Raw genomic sequence first — 23,080 nt, 5'->3', positions numbered from 1 at the left:
AGGCTATCAGAGAAAGAGAAGCATCATGAACGACTTCCAATTCGACACCATTGAACAGGCCTTGGGGGACCTGCGCGCGGGAAAGGTCATCCTGGTGACCGACGACCCCGATCGCGAGAACGAGGGCGATCTCATCTGCGCCGCGCAATTCGCGACGACGGAGAACGTGAACTTCATGGCGAGCGTGGGAAAGGGGCTCATCTGCATGCCTATGAGCGCAGAGCTGTGCCGCCGCCTGCGCTTCCCCCAGATGGTCACCGACAACACCGACAACCACGAGACGGCATTCACCGTGTCGGTGGATCATGCGGACACGACAACGGGCATCTCGGCGGCCGAGCGCGGCCTTACGGCGCGCAAAGTGGTGGATCCCACCTCGTCGCCCAGCGACTTTCGCCGGCCGGGCCACATGTTTCCCCTTATGGCGAAGCCCCTCGGCGTGCTGGAGCGCAATGGGCACACTGAGGCAACGGTGGACCTGTGCCGGCTGGCCGGCCTTGAGCCGTGCGGGCTGTGCTGCGAGATCATGGCCGATGACGGCACGATGATGCGCACGCCGCAGCTGATCGAGCTGGCAAGGCGACATGGCCTGACGTTCGTGTCCATCAAGGCGCTGCAGGACTATCGCAAGAAGCACGAAGTGCACGTGGAACAGGTGGCCGACGTGTTCATGCCCACGGAATACGGCGAGTTCCGCGCCAAGACCTTCGTCAACCGCTTGAACGGCGAGCACCATATCGCCCTCGTTAAGGGAGCGATCGGCAACGGCGAGGACGTGCTGGTGCGCGTGCATTCCGAATGCCTGACCGGAGACGTGTTCGGCTCGCAGCGCTGCGACTGCGGCGCGCAATTTGCGGCGGCCATGGCCCAGGTGGAAGCGGCCGGCCGCGGTGTGGTGCTGTACATGCGCCAGGAGGGCCGCGGCATCGGGCTCGTGAACAAGATGCGCGCCTACGAGCTGCAGGAGCAGGGCCTCGACACGCTGCAGGCAAACGAGGCGCTGGGGTTTGCCGGCGATCTGCGGGAATACTATATCGGGGCCCAAATTCTGCAGAGCCTCGGAGTGAAGACCATGCGCCTGCTCACGAACAACCCCGACAAGGTGTATCAATTGGAGGATTTCGGCCTGGTCATTGCTGAGCGGGTGCCGATCCAGATCGCACCTACAGCCCACGACGGCTTCTACCTGAAGACCAAGCGGGAGAAGATGGGCCATATGCTCAAGGCGGAGGAGCCGCAGCCCCAGGTGGCGTAACAGACGGAAAATTCGGAAATTTGGAAACTCGAAAGGAATTGAGAGAAAGGCAAGATCATGACCGTATTTGAGGGAAAACTGGTATCCGAGAACGTCAAGGTGGGCATTGTGGCCTCCCGCTTCAATGAGTTCATAACGAGCAAGCTGATCGCCGGGGCCATGGACGGGCTTCTGCGCCATAATGTTCGCGAGGAGGATGTGGACATTGCTTGGGTGCCCGGTGCCTTCGAGGAACCGCTTGTGGCGCAGCGCATGGCCCGAAGCGGGCACTACGATGCCGTGATCTGCCTGGGAGCGGTCATTCGCGGCGCTACGTCCCACTACGATTTGGTTTGCAACGAGGTTGCCAAGGGCATCGCGCAGGTGGCGCTGGCATCGGATGTGCCGGTGATGTTCGGCGTCGTCACCACGGACACCATCGAGCAGGCCATCGAGAGGGCGGGCACCAAGGCGGGAAACAAGGGCTTCGATTGCGCCACGTCGGCCATCGAGGTGGTGAACCTGCTGCGCGAGATCGAGGGCTAGCTGACGCGCGCCCTGGGAAAGGAGAGGCGAATGGGCGATCGACGAGGCACGGTGTTCTTCGACTACGATGGCACGCTGCACGATACGATGGCGCTCTACGGACCGGCTTTTCGCGCGGCCTGCGCATGGCTTTCGAAGGAGGGCTGGCTCGAGCGGCGCACCTACGCTGACGCCGACATTGCATGTTGGCTCGGCTGGACGACCGAGGAGATGTGGACCACCTTCGCCCCGCATCTTCCCGAGCCCGTGTGGCGCGAGGCCTCGCTGCGGGTGCGAGACGAGATGGAGCGTTTGCGAAAGGAAGGCCGGGCCCGGCTGTTCCCCGGCGTCGAGGAGGCCCTCGATGAGGTAGCTTCCCGAGGGGCGACCATGGTGCTGCTGTCGAACTGCTGGCGCTCCTACGGCGAGGATCACATGCGGGAGTTCGGCCTTGGCCGATGGATTGAAGGGCTTCACTGTGCCCAAGACTTCGACTGGATTCCCAAATGGCAGATCTACCGCGAGGTGGCTTCTTTCTATCCGTTGCCCCATATTATGGTAGGGGACCGATTCCACGATCGCGAGGTGGCCCTGCGCAACGACATTCCCTTCGTGGCCTGCGCCTACGGATTTGGCGAGCCAGGGGAGTGCGAAGGCGCAGACGCCATCGCCGAATGCGCGGAAGAGCTTCCCAAGCTAATCGCACAAAAGCTCGCCGCGTTTGAAAGATAGCGTCGTATAGCAAATGCGCCCGCCGGAAATATCCGACAGGCGCATGTCTGTTTTTGGTAGGGCCGCCCGGATTCGAACCGAGAACCAAGGGATTATGAGTCCCCTGCTCCACCGTTGAGCTACAGCCCCGTAAGTGCGGTGGCTATTCTAGCACACATTTGGAGACTCCATCGAAGTCCTACGGGTTGCAGCGCTTGCAGGGGTCGTAGCCGTTGGCGATGAGGTTCTCGCGGGTGTCCTCGACGTCCTCGCGGTTCTTGGGGCTCATCTGGCCGACCGACGAGCAGCTCGGCAGGTGGAACTTCCTCGAGTTCGTGTTCAGCACGTACTCGGCGACGCCCTTGCCCTCGTCGGAGCCCGTCGCGCCCTTCTCGGACGCCTCCCTGGCACCTGCGCCTTCGCTTGCGGCATCGGGTGCGCTTTCGGCTCCCGACACGTCGGGGAGGGGAGTGGCATCCTCCTCGAGCATCGATGCGCCCGTGCCGTAGTCGATGACCACTCCCGGCTGCACGTTGTAGCAGAAGACGTTGAAGGCCACGCCCTCGCCGCCGTCTTCCACGGACTCAGCCATCATGTGCACGCCGCGGGCCACCAGCTCGCTTCCCTCGAAGACGGGCGTCACGGCCATGAGCACGTGGTTGCCTGTGGCATCCACATAGTCGGCCACGGCGTTCTCGAAGGGCAGCATGCCCTGGACGTTAAAATAGCGCGTGCCGGTGATGAGGTTTCGCTCGTTGGCGTTCTCGCCCGTGAGCTGGTAGCCCAGAAGATGGCAGCGATTGAACAGGTACTTGCCCTCCACGAAATCGTACTTGGCCATCTGCCAGCCGGAGGGGCGCACCTCGCCGATGGAACCGCGCTTCTCCGTGGGCTGGGTCTCGGGGCCCACGACGGCGAAGGCGGCGGTGCAGCGGCCTAACTCGTCCAGCTCGTCGTAATGCTCATACCCGGGTTCGGCCGCGCGCTGCTCGTCGGTGAACACCGGCTCGCCGTCGTTCACGTAGACGTAGGGATTGCCATCGAAGGCGGGGATGTCGCGGTAGGAGAGGGCACCATCGTCGGTTACGGATCGGTTTTCGCTAGCAGCTTCAGCATTCTGCTGGTTTGCGTCCTCTGGGGGAGTGGCCTGCGGCTCTTGCGAGTCGTCGGGCGCCCCTGTGCTCGCGAGCTCAGGGGTCGACTTATCGGTCGGCGCCTCATCAGCTGCCATCGAGGCACTGCATCCGGCCAAAGAGCTCATCGAGAGCAAGAATGCTAGAGCGATACCGATGGCGGGGGTCAAATTTTTGTGCTGCGAGGATTGTTGGGACATCGTCTTCTCCTAATCGGGGCCGCAAGCGCCTTCCCGACAAAAAACTGCGATAATATGGTCACAAAATCGAGTTTTGAACTCTCTATCTTTGATTCTGAACCCTATTTTGCTAGTTTAACGCCTCTTTTCCGCGTTTCAGTGCTGAAAATGACGGGTTTGCGGTTCACGAAGAGTTCAAAAGTCGATTTTGTGACCATTTTTGCGAAACTTTTTGCAAGAGCGCCCGTGCCCGACACTCGACGCTCTTCAGGGAAGATGGGAGTGCTCTCGTGAATGACCTTTTCGCGCGGACGCGGCTGCTGCTGGGGCGAGACGGGCTCGACCGCTTGGCGGCGGCTCGGGTGGCCGTGTTCGGCATTGGCGGAGTGGGCGGCTATGCGGTGGAGGCGCTGGCTCGCAGCGGGGTGGGGGCGCTCGATCTCGTCGACTCCGACACGGTGGATCCCACGAACCTCAACCGGCAGATTATCGCCACGATGGGCGCTATCGGGCGTCCGAAGACGCAGGTGGCGGCCGAGCGCGTGGCCTCTATCAATCCGTCGTGCATCGTGCGTCCTCGCCAGTGCTTCTTCCTTCCCGAGACGGCTGACCAGTTCGATTTCGCGACCTTCGATTATGTGATTGACGCGGTGGACACGGTGAGCGCGAAGATCGCCCTGGTGGAAGCCGCCTTTGCGGCAGGTGTGCCCATTGTGTCGTCCATGGGCGCAGGCAACAAACTCGATCCGACGGCGTTTCGGGTGGCGGACATCTACGAGACCTCGGTCGATCCGCTTGCCCGCGTCATGCGTCGCGAGCTGCGGCGGCGAGGCATTCCGTCGTTGAAGGTGGTCTACTCCACTGAGCCGCCGCTCGTTCCCGCGGATGACGACATGGCTGTGAAGGACGGTACGCGTCCGGCACCCGGCTCAGTTGCCTTCGTCCCCTCCGTAGCCGGCCTCATTCTCGGCGGGGAAGTGGTGAAGGACTTGGCGGCCTGCTAAAGCGCACCGCGGCGTGCTCGTCGGCGCCGGGGTACTCGGAAACGGTCGGACGGTGGCGAGACGAATCAACGGGCGACGGGAGTGGTGCCGGCAGCGGCGACGGGAGCGGCGCCCATGGCGCGGGGAGCGGCATAGGAAAAATAACTCTTGCACCCAGGCTCTCTGTTGCCTATAATTCTGCCTTGCGCGAAATGGTGGGTGTGGCCTAGTTGGCTAAGGCGCCAGATTGTGGCTCTGGAGATCGTGGGTTCGAGTCCCATCATCCACCCCAGCGCGCTTGAAAATTTAGGGCTTGCAATTCTGAAAAGCTTCGCCTAGAATATTCAAGCGCTTTGCGCAGGAACCAAGTGCACCATTAGCTTAGTTGGTAGAGCAGGGGACTCTTAATCCCAAGGTCGAAGGTTCGAGTCCTTCATGGTGCACCACCGAAATGCTAGGTCGGGAGCTTGTGGCTCCCGACCTTTTTCGTTCATCTGGGTCAAATCTGCTGAAAAACCCAGAAGCATCCCAGATCTTTTCCGTCTTGCGGCCCAGATCGCACTTTCGCGGCGTATGTTGCCCCTGGTACTTGATGGCGAACCACCCGTCCGAGGTCTTGCCCGACAAGCACCATCCGACATGGAACGCGATCACCGCGAACGACGCCAGGAGGCACAGCTCGCGGGGCTTGCCGTCCAGCGAGAAGCTGGCGATTACGAACGTCCACGAGATAAGCGAGGCGGCCAGCGATACGGCCAGGTTCAAGGCTCCTCCTTTCTTTACGGGTTCTCGTCGGGAGCGAATATGCGCGGGCGCGGCGGCCTGGTAGAATACGGGCGTAAATCTGAGAGACGGGAGGCACCGTGGTAAGGCTTAGCAGGACCCAGAGGAAGGTGCTTGCGGCCGTCATCCCTATAGATGGCAAGATGGGCTTCCGCAAGGCGATCGACGACGGAGCCATCGACCTGGGCTCTCTCGGCCTCAACCGCGATCAGTTTAGGCGGTACCTGAACGAGCGCGTCAAGCTCGACCTCGTCAAACCGGAGAGAACCGAGGACGGGGACAAGCTGTACTGCTCTCAAGTCTCGGCGCCTGCTACTTCCAGGAGTCGAAGATCGAGGTGGCCAAGACCGTCGGGAAGTACGCGTTCCAATTCCTGATTGGCAGATCCGGCGGCCTCGTCGCCCTCCTCGTCCAGAGGATGCTAGGCCAGTAGCGCGCTGCCCGCTTTGTAGGCCAGTGCCCCGCCGAGTCCGCATAGGAACGCCATCACCAGGTCGTCCCTTCCAAGCCTCTTCACGTCTCTCCACCTCCTCTCGTCGCGCGGCCTCCTTTCCGGCTGCCGCGCCTGCGCATATTCGACTCTCAAGGTTCGGGGGAACCTTCATGGGTCTTCTTGCAACCAACAATTAGATTGTTGGTGTTTATGAAGTTACACCAATTAAATTGCTGTATCAACCCAAATAAGAACAATTTGGTTGAAGATTCAACAATTTCGTTGTAATATTTTGAACGCGATGAGTGGAGGTCGTCATGAACCTACAATTGCAGCGTTTAAGAAAACTGGCTGGGTTCAAAACTCAAAAAGAGGCTGCGGACGCTTTAGGTGTACCGGAACGTAGATATGCGTCTTGGGAAAGAGAGGAGGCTATGATAAACCTCGAACAAGCCTATAACTGCGCGCGCTTGTTCGGCTGTTCCATCGACGCCATAGCTGGGTACGACCCTCCCGTGTCTTACTCCGACCCGGCTCAGGCGGCTCTCAACGGCTACTGGGAGTCCATGAACGACGACGGGAGGAGGCGGCTTCTGGACATAGCGGAGGTCGCGGCCGACGCCAACATGGTCAGAGTTCACAAAAATGCCGGGGGTCTACGAGCGCCGGCCGAGGTGGGAAGGAGCGCGTAGGTGAGCGAGAAGGGGACGGGCCGTCCCAAGGCGACCGCCATCCTCGCGGGATGCGCGTCGCTGGTTACGATATTCACGTGGATCGGGATAACTCCCGCGGCCGTGGGGCAGTCCGTCTACGACGCCCTCTGCATCGCATGGCCGTTCCTCGTGGCCGGCCTCGCGTTCCTGGCGGGGTGGAACCTGAAGAAGATATGGGTATCGAGGGAGCTTGACAAGAGGGCTGCCCGCATCGCCAAGCTGGAGAAATCGGCGACCGACGCCGCCGGGCGCATCGCGGAGCTGGAGAATCAGGCCAGAGACCGCGACTCGGCGCTAGAGAGCGCGACGAGGAAGAACGGCGCCATCGAGCGCGAGCTGGATGATCTGAGGAAGACGGCACATCGGATAATCGCCGAGAAGGACAAGGCTTTGCACCGGATGGTGGAAGCCGAGGCCGAGCGAGAGGAGCTTAAGGCGAGGCTGGCGGAGTACGAGGACATCGAGGCCAGGGAGGCCGAGCGTCGCAGGCGACACCTGGACGGCATCGCGGCGGAGATAAAGGACCTCCACGCAAACGTCAAGCTGGTGATCCTCGCGCTCTACGATGAAGGGCCTATCCGCGACCTGCACTTCCACGACTTCGGCGGAGCGGCAAGCTTCCTGTCCGACTACGCGGACGGCGAGGAGATTCCGCCCGGCAACGTCATATTCACGTTGAAGCCCGAGACGCGAGAGGCGCTGGACGCGCACCCGGAGGCGCTGGCGCGCGTGCGCGAGAGGATCGAGGACGATCCCAGGCTCCGTCTGCCGCTGGAGCCGGACGACTCGCCGGGGATGGAGGGGGTGCTAAAGGTGTCCGACGGCTACGCAGCGAGCCGACCGGATACGTCAACGGCCGCCGTTCCGGAGAACGGAGCCATAAGGCCGGCAAGGAAATGAGATAGGAAGGATGAGCAGTGGCATTCAAGGACATGATCAAGGACGCGGCGAGCACCGCCATGAGCACCGCGCAGGATGCCGCCCAGGCGGCCATGGAGCACGACCGCCAGCAGGCGAAGGCCCAAGGGGGCGGCGGCATCATGCAGGGCCTCATGGGCAACTACTCCGAACTGCCCGTCGAGGCCATCGAGCAGCAGTACGGCATGTACCTGATGCAGGGGGAGCGGTTCGCCACCGGCTTCGCCCTGCTGCGCGACAAGATACTGTTCACCGACCGGCGCATCGTGTTCATCGACCACCAGGGGGCCACGGGAAAGAAGACCGCCGTCGAGTCCATCTACCTATCCAGCATCATCGGGGTGGAGCTTGAGACGGGCGGCGCCGGCTTCGACCACGCCGAGCTGACGTTCACCTACATCACGTCGCACTACTACAAGGCCTACGACGTGAAGACCGCATCGAAGCGCCTGGACTTCCCCGGCGGCTTCAACGTCCAGCCTCTCTACGCCCTCCTCGAGGGCTACGCCTACGCGAACGTCCAGCGCATCAACGCCTAGGCGCGGCGAAAAACGGAGAGGGAGATGGAGTAGGGAGGTTTGGTGGCGGCAAAAAGCGCGAGTTCCAGGAGAAACGGAGCGGAAAGGGGTAGTCATGGATACTGCAATTGTTGTCGCAATACTGGCTGCGGTGGCAACTGTTGCCGCGGCAGTCATATCGGCGGTTGCCGCTTTCGACAGTCGTTCCCGGCTGCTGAAGAGCATAGAGGCGTACTCTGAGTGGAATTCAGTTACGAGGGGAAGCGCGATGAGCATTGATGAGGAATGTCTTAAAAAGCTTCGTTTAGATATCGATTGGCAGATAGAGAAGCTGAGCGATCCACGATGGTCGACTCTTTCCCAGATGGTTGCGATATGTGCGGCGATGTTTATTGTCTTTGGTGGAATATGGTTTATTCTCGAACCGCCTGGAATAAGCGATTCTGCAGTCCATCTTTTTAGCTTCATGTCTGTCTTTTTCGTATTGTATCTAATTGTATTAATGTTGTTTGTTCGACAGACTGCCAGGCGAAAGTTCTTTAGGAAGGCTAGGGAAATGGAGTAGGGAGGTTTTATGGCAGAACGAGTAGATCCGTCTTGGCAGCTTTGGTGCGACATATATTACCTGGTCAATGATGATGACGAGATCGCGCAGGAGGAAATTGACTGCATAATGGATCAGGCGGAGGGCTATCGCTTTCAGATGCGGTGCTGCGGATGCGAATACATACTGCAGGAGCGCAACGAATCAGGCTTGAGGAAGCTCATGGGCTGGATAGGGAGCTTTGTCACCACGTCGAACGCCAGCAGCGTGGACATCTCCACCGTCAGTATGTCTTCCGCCGAGGCATCGAGCAGCCTCTCCCTGAGCCAGACCATCGCAGCCGTATGGTCTCTTCCCGACGCGGCTATCTCCGACGAGCAAAGAGCGGAATTGTCGAAATTGCTATCGGAACTTGAGAAGAGCGAGGGCAAGGGCAAGCAGAAGGTGCTGGAAGCCGCAAAGCGCATAGGCAACTTTCTGTTTGACAAGTGCATCGAGGCTGTGCCGTCCGTCATGCCTGCGTTGATCCAGGCCATTCAGCAGGCGTCGTGATGGGGCTCGGAGGGATTTGCGAATGAGAATGGTTCCAGTGGCATCGAGCGACCTTGCCGCCGTGGGCTACGAGCACGGGACGCTCTACGTCGAGTTCCACTCAGGCGGCATGTACCGCTACACGGGGGTGTCGGAGTACGTTCACCGCGAGCTGATGGCCGCGCCGTCGCACGGGAGGTACTTCCACCGGTTCATCAGGAACTCGTTCCCGTACCAGAAGGTGGGCTAGTCGGTCACGACGAGCACCACCGCCGGCCCCTCGGCGGGCACGGTCGCCTCGGTGTAGGGCGACAGCGAGACGGACTCCACGCCCTCGCGGCGCTTAAGCTCATCGACAAGCTCGCAGGTGGGAACTTCGGAAAGGCTGCCCATGGTCTCCTCCTGTCTACTGCGGTCATGGTAGGGGAGGAGTCGCCGGCAACAAAAAATGTTGCCAAGGGCGCTTGGCGACAAAACATGTAGATAAGGCGAGCCCCGCGTCAGTTTGGCGACGGAGGCGGGGCCCGCAACAATAACCATCCGATGAACGGAAGGCGGGTGCATTGTACCATGGCGAAGTCGACGTGGGGAAGCAAGCGCCAGAAGAGGCGCGGGGTGTGGGAGCTGCGCTACACCGTCGCGGGGAAGCCCAAGTCCGAGATGTTCCGGGGAACGGCCAAGGAGGCAGACCGGCGCCTCATGGCGCTCCGGCTCAAGTACGAGAGGGCCGCAGAGGATCCTCGCACGGCGCTGGAGGACATAAGGGCCAGGGACGTGCAGGAGTGGCTGTCTGGCATGACGTTCGGCACCGCCAAACACGCCAAGGCCATCTTCAGGATCGTGTTGAACCGCGCCGGGGATCTGGAGTACATCGACCACCACCCCCTGGGCAAGCGGTACATCATGCCCACCGCCAAGAGCGCGCGGCAGCGCAGCTCCGACACCTACGACCCCGACGAGCTGGACGCCATCTTCCGGGAGTGCGAGGGGGAGATTTGGGAGCCGTACTACATCCTGGCGGCGTTCGGCGGTGCCCAGAGGGCCGAGGCGATAGACGTCCGGGCGCCCGAGATCGAGTGGCGCGAGAACGAGTCGGGCCTGTGGGCCGTGTGCCCCGTGCTGCGCGGCGTGCACCTCCTGGACGGCGAGGTAACGGTGCTCGATCGGGCGAAGAGCGACTACCGCACCGAGCCGCTGATCGTGCCGCCGCCGTACTCCTTGCGCTTGAAGGAGATAACCGACGCGGTCCTCGCGGAGGGCGGGACGTGGCTCGTGGACGACGGCTTCGGCGGCCCGATCGACTCGGAAACGGTCACGAGGGCCTACAAGCGGTGGCTGTCCCTGCCCCCCCACCGGCTACGTGCCCTTCGGCAACCTGCGCAACTCCTACAGCACCATGTTGCACCGGAAGGGCTACGAGGACTCGCTGATCTCCAAGCTGATGCGCCATGCGAACCTCACGGCCGACTACAGGCACTACAACCGCCTGGACGCCGACGCGAAGATAGAGATGCTGTCGCGCGGCTGACATCTGGGCCGCCGTCATCTGGGTCGCTGACCCAGAACGACCCAGATGTCGGCCGCGAAACCGTGAAAAGCGAACGAAAGTACGCTAAAGCGGAGGAAGAAACCCCAGTTCAGAGGGCAGAGCTGAAAAGCGTCACGAGGCCAGCTCCCACTCTTAATCCCAAGGTCGAAGGTTCGAGTCCTTCATGGTGCACCACCGAAATGCTAGGCCAGCGGCTTATCGTCGCTGGCTTTTTGTTGCCTCGGCTGCCCCTATCCCACGACTTCCTGTATTCTCGGGAGGAAAGGCGCTTCTCAACGTTACGGCTTGACCTGAGTCCAAGATAGGTGCAGCATTTTAGGCCGAAGTGTGCCATACTGAATGACAAAGGCCCCTTATCTCAAGCAAGGAATTTACCTCCCATGGAATCAAAGACAACCACTGAATCGTCCGACCGCCGCTTCGCGCTGCTCATCGACGCGGACAACGTGTCGGCGCGCTACTTGAAGCCGATCTTGAACGAGCTGTCGAAGTATGGCACCGTCACTATCAAGCGCATCTACGGCGACTGGACGCTCACCCTGCACGCGAAATGGAAGGACGCGCTGCTGGAGAACTCCATCACGCCCATCCAGCAGTTCGGCTACACCCAGGGCAAGAACGCCACGGATTCCGCCATGATCATCGACGCCATGGACATCCTCTACACCGACAACGTCGACGGCTTCTGCCTCGTGTCCAGCGACTCGGACTTCACGCGCCTGGCCAGCCGTCTGCGCGAGAGCGGGCGCATGGTCATCGGCATGGGGGAGAAGAAGACCCCCACGCCCTTCCGCCGCGCCTGCGACGTGTTCACCACGCTCGAGCTGCTCGTGCAGAACAAGCGCAACGAGAAGGGCGGCGGCAGCAACGCGGTGCCGAAGGACTCCGTGGAGCAGGCCGTGGTGGATATCATCACCGACAACCAGAACAACGGCAAGGCCACCGGCTTGGGCGAGATCGGCAGCCGCCTGCAGAAGCGCTACCCCGATTTCGACGTGCGCAGCTACGGCACGAACCTGCTCTCGAAGCTGCTCGAGGAGTTCACGCGGGTGCGCATCACCAAAGACCACAGTTCGGTCACCGTGGAACTCGCCGAGGGCGAGGAGCGCCCCGAGAAGGCGGAGAAGCCCGAGCGTGCGGGGAAGCCCGAGAAGGCCGCTAAGACAGAAGAGGCTGCCGACGTCGCCTCTGAGCTCGATGGAGAGGCGGCCGCGACTGAGGCGTCCTCGGCCGAGGCCGAGAAGCCCGAGATGGAGAAGCCCGAGAAGCCGAATCGCCGCTCGCGCAGCCATCGCGGTACGCGCCGGGTTGCGACGAAGGCCGTGGGGCGTTTGTCGGAGGGCCGCCAGGCCGCCGCGGCGTTGCCCGAGGGCGAAGCGGAGCAGTCGGATGTCTCCACCGAAGTGGCGGTGGAGGTGCCGGCGTCCGAGGCCGTCGAAGTGGTCGTGGAGGCAGCGCCGGAGACAGAACCTGTGGCACCGGAGGCTCAGAAGGACGTGCGGCCCGGCCGCCGCGCCCGCGCCGAGCGCAAGACCCGCCAGACGAAGAAAGCCGATGCCACCGAAGAGGCGAAGACGCGCGAGACGAAGGAGCCGACGGAGGCCGAGAAGCCCGCGGAGACGGAAAAGCCGACGCGGCGCCGCCAGGCGGCCAAGTCGAAGGCGGAGGAGAACCCGGCTGCCAAGAAGACTGCCGCGAAGAAGGAGACCGCCAAGAAGACTGCCGCGAAGAAGAACACGGCCAAGAAGGAGGCCCCCCAGAAGGCGCCGGTTCGCAAGAAGAAGCCCGCGGGCGACACCCCGGCCGGCTACATCCGCGAGCTGGTGGCCGGCGCTGGCACCGAGGGCATCATGCTCTCCACCATCACCGACGCCCTGCGTGCCAAGTTCAAGGACTTCAAGGTGCGCGACCTCGGCTATTCCCAGATGCGCCAGTACATGGCCTCGGTGGGAGATTACGAGCTGGAGAAGAGCGGCCGCAACTTCCGCGTGCGCCTTTCCCAATAGCCCGCCATGCTCTAAAATATCTTATTCGCCCATTGCCGACACCCAAAAGGAGATGCATTTGTGGAAGCGCTGACCCTCGGTCTGCTCCTGCTCGTCGCCGTCTTGGCGTCCTCGCTCATCGACCAGATTATCCCGCGCGTCTCGCTTCCGCTCATCCAGATCGTCATCGGGCTCCTCATTGCCGTTGTGGCCGGCGGCGAGGTGGAGGTGACGCTCGACCCGGAGCTGTTCCTCGTCATGTTCATCGCGCCTTTGCTCTACGACGAGGCGAAGCACGCCGACAAGCAGGCGCTCTGGCGCGAGCGCAAGCCCGTGCTCTCCCTGGCCATAGGTCTGGTGGTGGCCACGACGCTCGTCATCGGCTTCCTGCTGAACGCGTTCGTGCCCTCCATTCCGCTGGCGGCGGCCTTCGCCCTGGGCGCGGCCTTGGGCCCCACCGACGCCGTGGCGGTCTCGTCGCTTTCGAAGCAGGTGGACATCCCGAAGCGCCAGGCCTCCATGTTGAAGGGCGAGCTGCTCTTGAACGACGCCTCGGGTATCGTGTCCTTCCAATTCGCCATTGCCGCCGTGGTCACCGGGTCGTTCTCCCTGGTTGACGCCGGGGTCGACTTCCTCGTGGAATTCGTCGGCGGTCTGCTGCTCGGCATTCTCCTGGGGTTGCTCGGCAATTGGGTCGTCAAGCGCGCCCGCTCCATCGGCGTGGAGAACACGAACTTCCACGTGCTCTTCGAAGTGCTCATTCCCTTCCTCATCTACCTGGTGGCCAACGTGTGCCACGTCTCCGGCGTCATCGCCGTGGTGGTGGCCGGGCTCATCAACGTCACGTCTCCCAAGGGGGTTATCGGGCCTTCGGTCTCGCGCATGAACATCGTCTCGGGCAGCGTGTGGCACGTGCTCACCTACGCCCTGAACGGCATCGTGTTCGTGCTTCTGGGAACCCAGCTGCCCCTGGCCATGCAGGACACGTGGGAGAACGTGCGCATCACGAACTCCACGCTCATCCTGCTCGTCTTCGGGCTCACCTTCGTGCTTCTGGCCACGCGCTTTTTGTGGGTGCTCGCCATGGATCTCTACCATGTGCGCCGCGACGAGAAGCGCCGCTTCGGGAAAGGCGATCTGCGCAGCGCGCTCATCACGACGTTTTGCGGGGCCAAGGGCACCATCACGCTCTCCATTATGTTCTCCATTCCCACCTATGCCGTTTACGGGCCGCCCAACGTGCCCTTTCCCCAGCGCGAGCTGCTGATCTTCCTCGCCTGCGGCGTCATCGTGTGCACGCTGCTTCTGGCCACCTTCGTCGTGCCGCTTCTGGCGCCGGCCCGCGACAAGGGGGAGGAGGAGCTGCGCCGCATCGACCAGGACGCCGCCACCACTATGGACATCATGCGCGAGGTCATCGAGATGCTCGCGGCTCAGCAGACCCGGGAGAACCGCGCGGAGACCCGGGCGGTCATTCGCTCCTACAACGACCGCCTCGCGCGCATCAAGGCCAACAATGGCATCGAGAGCGAAATGAACGTGGAGCTGCGCGTCCAGGCCCTGATGTGGGAGTACGAGCGCGCCATGGAGCTGATGGAGCGCGGCGTCGTCTCCGGCGTGGTGGCCTACCGCTACATGGGGCGCCTCGAACAGGCCATGCAGCTTCTGCAGCACGGCAAGGGGCACGGCACGTTGAAGCGTTGGAACGGCCGCTTCCGGGCGCTGTGGCACCGCGGCGTGCGCGCGGTGCTGCGCGAGCTGCCGGGCAACACGGAGCTGGCCGAGCAGACCGAGGAGATGCGCTGGCTGCAGACGGCCACGCGCACCTATGCCGTGGAGCATTTGGAAGCGGCCGTCGCTTCCAGCCAGGTGCCCACCGAGGACGCGGCGGCGGTGCTCGTGGAGTACCAGCGCTCGGTGGCGGCGCTGCACGATGCGCGGCCCACGGTGACCTCGGTCATCAAGGCCGGCGACCGCACCGAGGACATCAAGCGCAAGGCCTATACCTTCGAGCTGGAGCAGATCCAGAGCGCCTACGAGGACGACCGGCTCTCCCGCGCCCATGCCCAGCGCATGCGCGAGAGCGTCCAGCTCATGCAGATGGATCTGGAGGACACGGTATAGAAAACGGCGCCCCCTCCGCTAAGGGGGCGCCGCGATCGTACGCTATCGTTGAATCTTGCCCGCGGCGGCTAGTACACCATGCCCATGGCCTCGCGCACCTCGTCCAAGGTGGCGTTGGCGATCTCGTTGGCGCGGCGATTGCCCTCGTGCAGAATCTCGCGCACCATCTCCGGCTGGCCTTCCAGTTCGCGGCGACGCTCGCGGATGGGGGCCAGATACGCGTTCACCGACTCGGTCACGTAGCGCTTGAGGGCGCCGGCGCCGTCGTTGCCGATCTCCGTCGCGATGTCCTGCTCGGTGCGACCGGTGGTCAGCGCCGCCGTAGTCAGTAGGGCCGACACGCCGGGACGATTCTCCTTATCGAAGGTGATCATGCGCTCGGAGTCGGTCTGCGACTTCTTGATGAGCTTGGCGGTCTCCTCTTCCGTGGCCGAAAGGGCGATGGCGTTGCCGTAGCTCTTCGACATCTTGCGCCCGTCGAGGCCGGGGATTTCCACGGCGTCGGTGAGAAGTCCGTGGGGCTCCGGGAACACATGCCCGTAGCGCTCGTTGAAGCGGCGGGCGATCTGGCGGGTCTGCTCGATGTGGGGCAGCTGGTCCTTGCCGACGGGCACGACGTTGCCCTTGCAGAAGAGGATGTCGCAGGCCTGGTGCACCGGGTAGCTGAGGAGCAGCCCCGTGAGCGCGTGGCCCGAGGCCTCCTGCTCGGCCTTCACCGTGGGGTTGCGCATGAGCTCGGATTCGGTGACGAGCGACAGGAAGGGGAGCATGAGCTGGTTTAGGGCGGGCACGGCGGAGTGGGTGAAGATGATGGTCTTCTCCGGATCGATGCCGCAGGCCAGATAATCGATGACCATGTTGTGCACGTTGTCGGCGATGTTGGCCGTGGTGTCGCGGTCGGTGATGACCTGGTAGTCGGCGATGATGATGCGGGTGGTGACGCCGGCGTTCTGCAAGGCGACGCGCTCGCGGATGGTGCCGAAGTAGTGGCCCATGTGCAGACGGCCCGTGGGGCGGTCGCCCGTGAGCATGGTGTATTTCTCTGGGTGCACGGCCAGATCGGCCTTGATCTCGTCGCTGATCTTCTTGGAGGCGAGGAAGGTGTCGCTCGTCAAATCGCTTGCCATGGGGGCGGATCCTCTCTTTCTCGTGCGCCGTTTCGGGGTGGACGGCCTCGGCACTGAAAGCGCGGGAAGAGCCGCCAAACGGTGGAATTGTGAATATGTTGGGATAGTATACAAGATTCCCCCTTGCGCGCGTCGCGGAATCCGTGTAGTATATACAGCCGTCGCAAGTCACCAAGTGAGTTGCGAAAACCTTTCGGTCGCTTGGCTCAGCGGGAGAGCATCGCCTTCACACGGCGGGGGTCACAGGTTCAAATCCTGTAGCGACCACCATGAATTCGCAGGCCCCTCCTCGGAGGGGCCTTTTCGTATTCAAAGAGCTTTTCGCCCGGGAAAGGAAGCCGTCGTGAAACGGATTGCATTTGCTGTGGTGACCGTGGCGCTCGGGGCTTGCGCCGGAGCGTTTTGCTGGGCGTTCTTCTTTCTCATGAACGCGGGCCTCGATCTTTTGTGGGTGAAGGCGCCGGCGTGGCTGGCGGCGATAGGGATGCCCGCTGTCGTGTACCCGCTTGCCTTCTGCGTTGCCGGTGGTGTTGCCATCGGATTGTTTCAAAAGAACGTGGGGCCGTACCCTGATGATATGAACGCGGTGCTCGCCGAGGTGAAGAAAACCGGGCGCTACGATTACCGGCACTTGGGAGCCATGTTCTTCGGCGCTCTTCTGCCGCTTTTATTCGGCGGCAGCATCGGGCCCGAGGCTGGCCTCACCGGCGTGGTGGCGGGGCTTTGCAGCTGGGTGGGGGACCGACTCAAGTTCGTGGGCGCCGAGATGTGCGAGCTGGCGAACGCGGGCACGGCGGCCATTTTGTCGGCGATCTTCTCGGCCCCGCTGTTCGGTCTGGCGGCGCCGCTGTTCGGCTATGCGGACGATGCCGACGGGCGTCGGCGCCGGATCGACTCGTTCACCGCGACGGTGGTTTCCGCGCCCCAGGTTTCCAAACCGGTCAAAACGGCGGTGTACCTGCTCTCCGTGGCCGGGGCGCTGGGGGCGTTCATGCTGCTCAACGAGGTGGCTGGCGGCGGTTCGGGGCTGCCGCACTTCTCCGACATGGCCGTGGGGGCGTCCGAGCTCGCCTGGGCGCTTCCCGTCATTGCGCTTGGTGCCTGCGCCGGTTGGCTCTTTCATGGCTTCGGCTGGGCCGTGGGCAAGCTGTCCGCGCGGCTCGGCAATCGCGTCGTAGTGAAGGCGGTCGTTGCCGGTGCGATACTGGGAGTTCTTGGGATCTTTCTCCCCTTTACCCTGTTCGCCGGCGAGGCCCAGACCGAGATGCTGGCGCAGCAGTGGACGGCCCTCGGTGCCGGGGCGTTGCTCGCGACGGGGTTTCTCAAGGTGCTGGCCAGCCAGGTGTGCCTCGGACTCGGTTGGCGCGGCGGCCACTTCTTCCCGCTCATCTTCTCGGGGATCGCCATCGGCTATGCCGCCGCCGGGCTCTTTGGCATCGACCCGGTCTTCGCGCTTTCCGTCAGCACGGCGGCCCTCTTGGGTGCCGCTATGCGCCAGCCGCTGATGGTGGCCTTGTTGCTCATCCTGTGCTTTCCCGCGAAAGCCGTCGTCTTCGTCCTTGCTGCTGCGTGCTTGGGCGCCGCCGTTCCGGTTCCGAAGGCGTTCTCTCGAAAACTGCCTCATTAGATGCTAGGGATATTGCTATTCGTTAATTCTGTCTCTTCTAGACGCTTATAACTCGAGATCTCATGCAGAAAAGCAGCACTTCGTGAACTGAAGGAGGTCGTGCGCAGGAATCGCGGGGCTCTCTGCTATGGTACGGGGGTGTTTGGAATAACCTACTTGAGGAGGCGGCCGTGGGGCACGCGCAATATGATACTGATGGGTTCGATCAAGCCGCGGCGTCGAAGCCGAGGGAGCGCGTTGCGGTAAAAGGCTGCATCTTCAAGGACGGCCGCATGCTGTTCCTGTTCAAGCCCGATGCGGCGCGCCGTCTCAGCATCGCGCCCGACCTCGAGGAGGATCTTCCGGGGGGATGCGTGGAGGCGGGCGAGAGCTGGCAGGAGGCGCTGGTGCGCGAGGTGCGCGAGGAGACCGGTCTGGAGATCGAGGTCGGCGAGCCCTTCGACGCCTGGACGTTGCGCGCCCCGGGGCGACGGATTCTCGGCGTCGACTTCGTTTGCCGCTGGTGCTCCGGCGACGTGCGCCTGAGCCACGAGCACGAGTCCTTCGCATGGCTCACCCTGGAAGAAGTGGAGGCGAAGGGCTGGGAGGCGGAGCCCGTTTACCGGAAGGCCTTCGAATTGGTTGAGGCGTGAGGGGTACGGGCGATTCCCAATAAGCCCAACAGCCGTTTCCAGAAGTACCGGAAGGCATAGCGGGGCGCATCGTTGCGCGGATGCGCTACACTATGCAGTTGGCAAAAGCGGGGCGGCTTGGCGTCGTCCCTCGACGACTGATTCGGGAAGCGCTTATGATCCTGCAAACTGAACATCTTTCGAAATCCTACGGCGGTCGCACGCTGTTCCACGACGTGACGTTCCGCTTGGAAGAGTACGACCGGCTGGCGCTTGTGGGCCCTAACGGCGCGGGCAAGACGACACTGCTCAACATCATCTCCGGCGAGGACAATCCGGACGAGGGCCGCGTGCTCTTCGCCAAGGGCGCGCGCGTGGGCTATCTGGAGCAGGAGGCCATCGAGATGGGCGATCTCCCCGTCTTCGAAGAGGTCATCTCGTCGCAAACCGAGGTACTCGAAGCCGAGCAGCGCCTGCACAAGCTGGAAGCGGAGCTGGGCGCGAACCCCACCGAAGCGCAGCTGGCGGCCGTGGGCCGGGCACGGGACGCCTACGAGATGCTCGGCGGCTACTCGTTGGAGTCGAAGGTGCGAAGCGTGCTGTTCGGCCTCGGCTTCACCGAGCGCGACATGACCCGCTCCACCACCGAGTTCTCCGGCGGTTGGCAGATGCGCATCGCGCTCGCGAAACTGCTCATCCGCAATCCCGAGGTGCTCTTGCTCGACGAGCCGACGAACCACCTGGACTTGGAATCGGTGAAGTGGCTCGAGGGCTTTCTGCGCGGCTATGCTGGCACGGTCATCGTCGTCTCCCACGACCGCGCCTTCATGGACAACATGGTCGACCGCGTGGCGGAAATCGACAACGGGGAAGTGAATCTGTACAAGGGCAACTACTCGAAGTACCTGGTGGCACGCGAGGAGCGCTTGGAGCGCATCAAGGCAGAGCGTGCGAAATCGTTGGAGGAGATCGCGCACCTGCAAGCCTTCGTCGACCGCTTCCGCTACAAGGCCACCAAGGCCAAGCAGGCCCAGGAGCGCGAGCGGCGCATCGAGAAGATCAAGGAGACGCTGCCGGTCATCCCCGAGGAGAAGAAGACGGTGCACTTCAACTTCGTGCAGCCGCCGCGCACGGGAGATGAGGTGGTGCGGGCGCGCGGCCTCGTGAAGCGCTACGGCGACCACACGGTGTACGACGGCATCGACTTCACGATGTACCGCGGCGACAAGGTGGCGCTCGTGGGCCCCAACGGCGCGGGCAAATCCACGCTCTTGAAGATGATCGCCGGGGTGGAAAAGCCCGACGCCGGCACCATCGACTACGGCGTGAACGTCGATCTCACCTACTACGCCCAGCACCAGCTGGAAGAGCTGCACGCGGGCAACACCGTCTTCGAGGAGCTGGATCATGCCGCGCCCGGCTGGTCCATCTCCCAGGTGCGCAGCCTGCTGGGCGCGTTTTTGTTCACGGGGGACGCCGTGGACAAGAAGGTGTCGGTGCTCTCCGGCGGCGAGAAGGGGCGGCTCGCCCTGGCGAAGATGCTCGTGGCGCCCAAGCCCCTGCTGTGTTTGGACGAGCCCACCAACCACTTGGACATCTCCAGTGCCGACGTGCTGGAGCAGGCCCTGCAGCACTTCGACGGCACCATCCTGTTCATCACCCACGACCGGCACCTCATCCGCGGGGTGGCCAACCGCATCGTGGAGGTGAAGGACGGCCAGATCACCAACTACGAGGGCGACTACGACTACTACCTGTACAAGTCGGGCCAGCTCGATGGCGACGTGGACGCCGACCGCTCGGTGGTGGACGAGGCGCTCGCCGATGCGGGCATCCACGGGAAGGGGAGCGGCGCGGCCCCCGAGAAGCGCCGCGCCGGTGCGGCGCCCCCCACGAAGATCACCGTGAACCGTCGCCGCGACCGCCAAGGCTCGAGCTCGACGGCTGCTCGGGATGGTTCCGTAGGGGCTGACCTCGGTCAGCCCTCCGCAGCTGCCAAGGGCGCCGGGAATGCGCCTTCCGCCCGCCCCGAGGTGCAGCTCACCGCGCCCAAAGGCAGCGCGCCGAAGACCAAGGAGCAGAAGCGTCGCGAGGCCGAGGCGCGCAACCGCGCCTACGCCGCCCTGAAGAACCACCGCAAGCGCATCGCCCAGCTGGACGAACAGATGGAACGAGACAACGCCCGCATGGAGGAGCTGCTGGCCATGATGGCCGATCCGGACTTCTACGTGAACGAGGACGCCTCCTCCGACGCCATCGCCGAGCACGCCAAACTGAAGCAGCGTCTGGCCGCCGCCGAGGAGGAGTGGTTCACCCTCACTGAGGAGCTGGAAGCCGAAATGGCCCGCCAACAGGAGCGGGCTTAGGGGATCCCTCCGGTTCGGGCTGCGGGGTACCGTTCAGTCGCTCAGACAGTCCTCGCTCGGCGGAAATGCCCACTGGGCATTTCCGTTCGCTGCGGAACTCGCTTGGTGAACGGCACCCCGCATCTCGAACCTGCTCTACCAACTATGAAAGGGTTGCAATGTTGAACATTGTTCTTGTGGAACCGGAGATTCCTCAGAATACGGGGAACATCGCTCGCACGTGCGCGTGTGTGGGGGCGCGGCTGCATTTGGTGGAGCCGATGGGGTTTCGGCTGACGGAGAAGAACTTGCGCCGGGCCGGTTGCGACTACTGGGATGATGTCGAAGTGGTGCGATGGCCCTGCGTCGAGGCGTTTCTGGAAGCCCATGGCGAAGATGAGCTGCATCTGTTCACGGGGCAAGCTTCGTGCGGCTACCGCGATGTCGTCTACGGGCCGGATGCGTTTCTGCTGTTCGGGCGCGAAAGCCGCGGGCTCGACCAAGGGCTCATCGACCGTTTCGCCGACTGCTGTCGCCGCATCCCCATGCGCGAGGGAGCCCGCTCGCTGAACCTTTCCAACGCCGTCGCCATCGCCGCCTACGAGGCCTTGGCCCAGCGGAGCTTCCCGGGGTTGGTGTAGATGGAGACCTTCGAGCTGATCCTATTTCTGCTGACGGCGGTCATCGCCTCCAGCATTCTGGACAAGTTCCTGCCGCCGCTGTCGCTGCCGCTTGTGCAGATCGCCCTCGGCGCCGCGCTCGCGCTGGCGGTGCCCACGCCGTTGGAATGGGGCATCGATCCGGAGTTGCTGCTCATCCTGTTCATCGCGCCTCTGCACTTCAACGAGTCGCGCCACGTGGACTCCGGAGCCCTGTGGAAAAACCGCTGGGGCATCGCGTCGCTTTCCGTGGGGCTTGTTTTCGCCATCGTTGCTGCCTGCGGGGCGACGTTGCACGCGCTTTTGCCCGCCGTGCCCCTGGCGGCTGCCTGCGCGCTCGGCGGCGCCATGGGATCCACCGATGCCGTGGCCGTCACGGCGCTGACCCACGACCGCCGGTTCGGCCGCCGTCACGAGGCGCTGCTCAAGGGCGAGGCCCTGTTCAACGACGTGACGGGCACCGTGGTGTTCCAATGCTGCCTGACGATTCTGGCCACGGGATCGTTCTCGCTTTTGCACGCGGGCGAGGAGTTCGCCCTTGATCTGTTCGGCGGCTTCTTCGGCGGTCTTGTCATGGGGCTTCTTGCTTGGGGCCTTCTGCAGGTGCTGCGGCGCACGGGACTCGACAACCCCACGCTCCACGTGATGCTGGAGCTGCTTTTGCCCTTCGTCATCTATCTGGCGGCGAAATCGCTGCACATCGGCGCGGTCATCGCCGTGGTGGCTTCGGGGCTTATGCTGTCCCTACTGCCCCAGCGCCACACGGCTGCCACGGCCCGCACCAAGCTGCAGGCCCAAAGCGTGTGGACGACCTTGGAGTTCGTGCTGAACGGGATCATCTTCGTCGTGCTGGGCATGCAGCTGCCGCGCCTTCTGGAACCGGCGGCCGAGGGGAGCTTGGGCGATCCAGCGACGCTGCTGGGCGTCGTGGTGGCGCTGACTCTCGTGTTGGAAGGGGTGCGCTTCGCGTGGCTGCTCGCCATGGACGTGAGGGCTGCGGCCGCTCGGGGCGACGGCGTCCGCAGCTGCTTTGCGCCCGAGGCTCTGCGCGGCACGCTCGCCATGGCACTGGCCGGCGCCAAGGGCGGCATCACGCTTTCCCTCATGCTGACGCTGACGGCGAGTGCGGCGCTTTCTGCCGCGGGCCGGGCCACGCTCGTCTCCATCGCCTCGGGCATGATCGTGCTGACGTTGGTGTTGGCTGATTTCGCGGTGCCGGCGCTTACGCCCTCGAAGCGTTCGGCGAAGCGCACCCGCGATCGGGTGGACGCCGAGATCGACCTCGCCCTGGGCGTGATCGCCTCCATCGAGGCCGATGCGCATCTCACTGGAGCGGTGAAGGGCGCTGTCGCCGACGCTGTCGATGAGCCGGCCACGGTCGTCGTCATGCACCGCTATGCCGAGATGCTGGAAGATCTCGCGCCCGCGGCATCGCCCGCGGCGGCGGCCCGGGCCCGTGCGGAAGTCGCTCGGGTGCGCGGCCTTTACGATCAGCTGGACGACATCGCCCGCAGAGCGGCGCGGTGGGACGAGAGCGAGGACGACATGGAGGAGGGCCCAGACGATCGCCCGAGCTCACGTTCCTCGGCTGCCCCCAGCCTGTCCGACCAGTTCCATCAGATGCGCGAGACCCATGACGCTGTGGAGGACGTGCAGGCCCAAGCCCTCGTCCGCGAGCTACAGCTCATCAAGGCCATGGTCGCCGATGACTCCATCGACGCGGCCCATGCCAAGGACCTGCGCAATGACGTCTACATCCAGCAGCTGGTACTCGACTAGCGCTTTCTCCTATTTGCCCAGATGGGAGCCGAGTCGGTATAATGGCGCAGATGACGTAGCGCAAGGAGG

The 23,080-nt window shown here is 63.2% G+C and carries 21 protein-coding genes and 4 tRNA genes; 21 read left to right on the top strand and 4 right to left on the bottom strand.

The window, feature by feature from the left end:
* Positions 1–25: 25 nt before the first annotated feature.
* Genes ACW4LP_RS06525 through ACW4LP_RS06515 form a run of 3 tightly spaced genes read left to right on the top strand, consistent with a single transcriptional unit; the run spans position 26 to position 2,491 of the window.
* A complete protein-coding gene (locus ACW4LP_RS06525; RefSeq protein ID WP_022739645.1) occupies positions 26–1,255 on the top strand; it encodes a bifunctional 3,4-dihydroxy-2-butanone-4-phosphate synthase/GTP cyclohydrolase II in 1,230 nt (409 codons plus the stop codon).
* A 57-nt stretch (positions 1,256–1,312) separates the two neighbouring features.
* Entirely contained in the window at positions 1,313–1,780 is a 468-nt protein-coding gene (gene ribH, locus ACW4LP_RS06520; RefSeq protein WP_302223055.1) for a 6,7-dimethyl-8-ribityllumazine synthase, read from the top strand.
* Between the two features lie 30 nt (positions 1,781–1,810).
* Complete coding sequence (locus ACW4LP_RS06515; RefSeq protein WP_302223053.1) at positions 1,811–2,491, top strand: HAD family hydrolase; 681 nt, start codon at positions 1,811–1,813, stop codon at positions 2,489–2,491.
* 54 nt (positions 2,492–2,545) lie between these two features.
* Here the strand turns inward: ACW4LP_RS06515 and ACW4LP_RS06510 are convergent.
* Together ACW4LP_RS06510 and ACW4LP_RS06505 are read right to left on the bottom strand one after the other, a co-directional pair.
* Positions 2,546–2,620 (bottom strand) — tRNA-Ile (locus tag ACW4LP_RS06510).
* A 49-nt stretch (positions 2,621–2,669) separates the two neighbouring features.
* The gene (locus tag ACW4LP_RS06505; RefSeq protein ID WP_417177812.1) at positions 2,670–3,701 is read right to left on the bottom strand and encodes a DNA/RNA non-specific endonuclease; all 1,032 of its coding nucleotides are present in this window, start codon (positions 3,699–3,701) and stop codon (positions 2,670–2,672) included.
* 371 nt (positions 3,702–4,072) lie between these two features.
* Here ACW4LP_RS06505 and ACW4LP_RS06500 point away from each other — a divergent pair, with 371 nt between their 5' ends.
* The 9 genes from ACW4LP_RS06500 (at position 4,073) to ACW4LP_RS06460 (ending at position 9,455) form a co-directional block, all read left to right on the top strand.
* Complete coding sequence (locus ACW4LP_RS06500; RefSeq protein WP_302223050.1) at positions 4,073–4,786, top strand: tRNA threonylcarbamoyladenosine dehydratase; 714 nt, start codon at positions 4,073–4,075, stop codon at positions 4,784–4,786.
* Between the two features lie 194 nt (positions 4,787–4,980).
* Positions 4,981–5,057: transfer RNA gene (locus tag ACW4LP_RS06495), tRNA-His, on the top strand.
* 78 nt (positions 5,058–5,135) lie between these two features.
* Positions 5,136–5,211: transfer RNA gene (locus tag ACW4LP_RS06490), tRNA-Lys, on the top strand.
* Between the two features lie 1,087 nt (positions 5,212–6,298).
* Positions 6,299–6,673 (top strand): helix-turn-helix transcriptional regulator, encoded by a 375-nt coding sequence (locus ACW4LP_RS06485; protein WP_302223121.1) that lies wholly within the window; start codon positions 6,299–6,301, stop codon positions 6,671–6,673.
* Positions 6,674–7,594, top strand: a complete 921-nt coding sequence (locus ACW4LP_RS06480) for a hypothetical protein (protein ID WP_302223048.1) — start codon at positions 6,674–6,676, stop codon at positions 7,592–7,594.
* 17 nt (positions 7,595–7,611) lie between these two features.
* Complete coding sequence (locus ACW4LP_RS06475; protein ID WP_302223044.1) at positions 7,612–8,151, top strand: PH domain-containing protein; 540 nt, start codon at positions 7,612–7,614, stop codon at positions 8,149–8,151.
* A gap of 94 nt (positions 8,152–8,245) precedes the next feature.
* Positions 8,246–8,695: a hypothetical protein gene (locus ACW4LP_RS06470; RefSeq protein WP_302223041.1), complete on the top strand. Its 450-nt coding sequence runs from the start codon at positions 8,246–8,248 to the stop codon at positions 8,693–8,695.
* A gap of 9 nt (positions 8,696–8,704) precedes the next feature.
* On the top strand, positions 8,705–9,226 hold the full coding sequence (locus ACW4LP_RS06465; protein WP_302223040.1) for a hypothetical protein: 522 nt from the start codon (positions 8,705–8,707) through the stop codon (positions 9,224–9,226).
* Positions 9,227–9,248: 22 nt separating this feature from the next.
* The gene (locus ACW4LP_RS06460; RefSeq protein ID WP_302223038.1) at positions 9,249–9,455 is read left to right on the top strand and encodes a KTSC domain-containing protein; all 207 of its coding nucleotides are present in this window, start codon (positions 9,249–9,251) and stop codon (positions 9,453–9,455) included.
* Here ACW4LP_RS06460 and ACW4LP_RS06455 read toward each other — a convergent pair.
* Positions 9,452–9,598 carry a BC1881 family protein gene (locus tag ACW4LP_RS06455; protein WP_302223035.1) on the bottom strand — a complete coding sequence of 49 codons (147 nt, stop codon included), beginning with the start codon at positions 9,596–9,598 and terminating at the stop codon, positions 9,452–9,454. The genes ACW4LP_RS06460 and ACW4LP_RS06455 overlap by 4 nt on opposite strands.
* Positions 9,599–9,775: 177 nt before the next feature.
* Between ACW4LP_RS06455 and ACW4LP_RS06450 the strand changes: the two genes are divergently transcribed.
* From ACW4LP_RS06450 to ACW4LP_RS06440, 3 genes are all read left to right on the top strand, one after another.
* A complete protein-coding gene (locus tag ACW4LP_RS06450) occupies positions 9,776–11,059 on the top strand; it encodes a hypothetical protein (RefSeq protein WP_302223033.1) in 1,284 nt (427 codons plus the stop codon).
* Positions 11,060–11,134: 75 nt separating this feature from the next.
* Positions 11,135–12,760, top strand: coding sequence for an NYN domain-containing protein (locus tag ACW4LP_RS06445; RefSeq protein ID WP_302223030.1), 1,626 nt, complete (start codon positions 11,135–11,137; stop codon positions 12,758–12,760).
* Between the two features lie 60 nt (positions 12,761–12,820).
* The gene (locus ACW4LP_RS06440) at positions 12,821–14,863 is read left to right on the top strand and encodes a Na+/H+ antiporter (RefSeq protein WP_114549659.1); all 2,043 of its coding nucleotides are present in this window, start codon (positions 12,821–12,823) and stop codon (positions 14,861–14,863) included.
* 68 nt (positions 14,864–14,931) lie between these two features.
* Here the strand turns inward: ACW4LP_RS06440 and trpS are convergent, their stop codons facing one another.
* Entirely contained in the window at positions 14,932–15,990 is a 1,059-nt protein-coding gene (gene trpS, locus ACW4LP_RS06435; protein ID WP_223900810.1) for a tryptophan--tRNA ligase, read from the bottom strand.
* A gap of 195 nt (positions 15,991–16,185) precedes the next feature.
* Between trpS and ACW4LP_RS06430 the strand changes: the two genes are divergently transcribed.
* The 6 genes from ACW4LP_RS06430 to ACW4LP_RS06405 all read left to right on the top strand — a co-directional run bounded on the left by ACW4LP_RS06430 (position 16,186) and on the right by ACW4LP_RS06405 (position 23,011).
* Positions 16,186–16,260 (top strand) — tRNA-Val (locus tag ACW4LP_RS06430).
* 73 nt (positions 16,261–16,333) lie between these two features.
* The gene (locus ACW4LP_RS06425; RefSeq protein WP_302403619.1) at positions 16,334–17,617 is read left to right on the top strand and encodes a chloride channel protein; all 1,284 of its coding nucleotides are present in this window, start codon (positions 16,334–16,336) and stop codon (positions 17,615–17,617) included.
* A gap of 170 nt (positions 17,618–17,787) precedes the next feature.
* Positions 17,788–18,249 carry an NUDIX domain-containing protein gene (locus ACW4LP_RS06420; protein WP_302403617.1) on the top strand — a complete coding sequence of 154 codons (462 nt, stop codon included), beginning with the start codon at positions 17,788–17,790 and terminating at the stop codon, positions 18,247–18,249.
* Between the two features lie 155 nt (positions 18,250–18,404).
* Entirely contained in the window at positions 18,405–20,594 is a 2,190-nt protein-coding gene (locus ACW4LP_RS06415; RefSeq protein WP_455803611.1) for an ABC-F family ATP-binding cassette domain-containing protein, read from the top strand.
* 158 nt (positions 20,595–20,752) lie between these two features.
* Entirely contained in the window at positions 20,753–21,214 is a 462-nt protein-coding gene (locus ACW4LP_RS06410; RefSeq protein ID WP_302223019.1) for a tRNA (cytidine(34)-2'-O)-methyltransferase, read from the top strand.
* Entirely contained in the window at positions 21,215–23,011 is a 1,797-nt protein-coding gene (locus tag ACW4LP_RS06405; RefSeq protein ID WP_157012815.1) for a cation:proton antiporter, read from the top strand. It begins immediately after the preceding gene.
* Positions 23,012–23,080: the final 69 nt, after the last annotated feature.

This window comes from Adlercreutzia sp. CNCM I-6215 (assembly GCF_977072315.1).
This window is presented reverse-complemented; position numbering and strand designations above follow the sequence as displayed.

Excerpts from the sequence above, each read along its gene's own strand:
- ACW4LP_RS06525 (WP_022739645.1), top strand. The coding sequence starts at position 26 with ATGAACGACTTCCAATTCGACACCATTGAACAGGCCTTGGGGGACCTG.
- ribH (WP_302223055.1), top strand. The coding sequence starts at position 1,313 with ATGACCGTATTTGAGGGAAAACTGGTATCCGAGAACGTCAAGGTGGGC.
- ACW4LP_RS06515 (WP_302223053.1), top strand. The coding sequence starts at position 1,811 with ATGGGCGATCGACGAGGCACGGTGTTCTTCGACTACGATGGCACGCTG.
- ACW4LP_RS06505 (WP_417177812.1), bottom strand. The coding sequence starts at position 3,701 with ATGGCAGCTGATGAGGCGCCGACCGATAAGTCGACCCCTGAGCTCGCG.
- ACW4LP_RS06485 (WP_302223121.1), top strand. The coding sequence starts at position 6,299 with ATGAACCTACAATTGCAGCGTTTAAGAAAACTGGCTGGGTTCAAAACT.
- ACW4LP_RS06470 (WP_302223041.1), top strand. The coding sequence starts at position 8,246 with ATGGATACTGCAATTGTTGTCGCAATACTGGCTGCGGTGGCAACTGTT.
- ACW4LP_RS06465 (WP_302223040.1), top strand. The coding sequence starts at position 8,705 with ATGGCAGAACGAGTAGATCCGTCTTGGCAGCTTTGGTGCGACATATAT.
- ACW4LP_RS06460 (WP_302223038.1), top strand. The coding sequence starts at position 9,249 with ATGAGAATGGTTCCAGTGGCATCGAGCGACCTTGCCGCCGTGGGCTAC.
- ACW4LP_RS06455 (WP_302223035.1), bottom strand. The coding sequence starts at position 9,598 with ATGGGCAGCCTTTCCGAAGTTCCCACCTGCGAGCTTGTCGATGAGCTT.
- ACW4LP_RS06450 (WP_302223033.1), top strand. The coding sequence starts at position 9,776 with ATGGCGAAGTCGACGTGGGGAAGCAAGCGCCAGAAGAGGCGCGGGGTG.
- ACW4LP_RS06445 (WP_302223030.1), top strand. The coding sequence starts at position 11,135 with ATGGAATCAAAGACAACCACTGAATCGTCCGACCGCCGCTTCGCGCTG.
- trpS (WP_223900810.1), bottom strand. The coding sequence starts at position 15,990 with ATGGCAAGCGATTTGACGAGCGACACCTTCCTCGCCTCCAAGAAGATC.
- ACW4LP_RS06415 (WP_455803611.1), top strand. The coding sequence starts at position 18,405 with ATGATCCTGCAAACTGAACATCTTTCGAAATCCTACGGCGGTCGCACG.
- ACW4LP_RS06410 (WP_302223019.1), top strand. The coding sequence starts at position 20,753 with ATGTTGAACATTGTTCTTGTGGAACCGGAGATTCCTCAGAATACGGGG.
- ACW4LP_RS06405 (WP_157012815.1), top strand. The coding sequence starts at position 21,215 with ATGGAGACCTTCGAGCTGATCCTATTTCTGCTGACGGCGGTCATCGCC.